We start from the raw sequence: 1020 nt of genomic DNA, 5'->3' as shown, positions 1-1020 counted from the left end.
TACAGCGTATTCCAGGTTTATGAAGTACAGTAGCAGCAGCTTGTAAACCAGTTTTTGAATTGCTTAATATTGACCAAATCAAGCGCAGTAGCAAGTATTACGTCAACCATCTTGGTAGTAGTTGGCGAGAACTGACGTAAAAAAGCTTTCAGTTGTGACCACCATAATTCTATAGGATTAAAGTCAGGAGAATAGGGTGATAAATTTAGGACACTGCCACCAGCCGCTTGAATCAATGGTTCAATCACCGCTAACTTATGAGCTGGTAGATTATCCATAACAACGACTGCACCCTCCCATAAGTTGGGCACTAAAAAGTGTTCAACAAAAACGGAAAATGCCTTACTATCCATTGACCCATTTAGCGTCATTAATCCTACTACTTTTTTTAAGCTGATTGCTCCGATAACAGTGACTTTTGCACCCCGATAAAATGGTTTTAAATCGTAAACTCTACTACCATACCTTGAACGTGCGTGGGTTCGTGTCAACCCCAATAGAACGCCCATTTCATCCAAAAAAACGAGGTTGTTCGGGTCGATATTTTTTACTTTCTCCCAATATTCATACCTCAAAATTTGCACGCGGTCTGTGGCAGACTGACTACTCCGTATTGTCTTTTTTTTCGCGTCAGATTTTGTTTTATTAGTTCGCGACACATCATACTAGGGCTGACAGTTTCCTTGTAGGTATCTAGCCAATATTCACAATATTCTGATAAGGTACTATCAGGATATTTTTCTACCATCTGGGTCAATTGAGCTGTGCGCGAGTGTAACACACTTTTAAGACTTCCACCCTGTTTTTTGGGTTGAATATGACCCGTCGTTTGTTTTTGTTTCAAAAGTTTCTGGACAAAGGCTTTACTCACATCAAATCTGGCGGCTACTTTCCGAATTGATGTGTCTCCTTGTTCATAGGCTTTAACTATTTTTTGGCGAAACTCGATCAAATAAGGTTTCATTTTTTCTGCGATCGCTACTGAACATAGTGTACCACAGATACATGGAATTTGCTATA

2 protein-coding genes are annotated in these 1020 nt (G+C 39.7%); both read right to left on the bottom strand.

Annotated features, from left to right (window positions below):
* Positions 1-17: 17 nt before the first annotated feature.
* Positions 18-575, bottom strand: coding sequence for a transposase (locus tag PY364_RS13085; protein ID WP_275523091.1), 558 nt, complete (start codon positions 573-575; stop codon positions 18-20).
* Positions 572-964 carry an IS630 transposase-related protein gene (locus PY364_RS13080; protein WP_275523089.1) on the bottom strand — a complete coding sequence of 131 codons (393 nt, stop codon included), beginning with the start codon at positions 962-964 and terminating at the stop codon, positions 572-574. Before PY364_RS13080 ends, PY364_RS13085 begins: the two co-directional genes overlap by 4 nt.
* Positions 965-1020: the final 56 nt, after the last annotated feature.

The organism is Kamptonema sp. UHCC 0994 (genome assembly GCF_029167235.1).
Classification (GTDB): Bacteria; Cyanobacteriota; Cyanobacteriia; order Cyanobacteriales; family Microcoleaceae; genus Kamptonema.
This window is presented reverse-complemented; position numbering and strand designations above follow the sequence as displayed.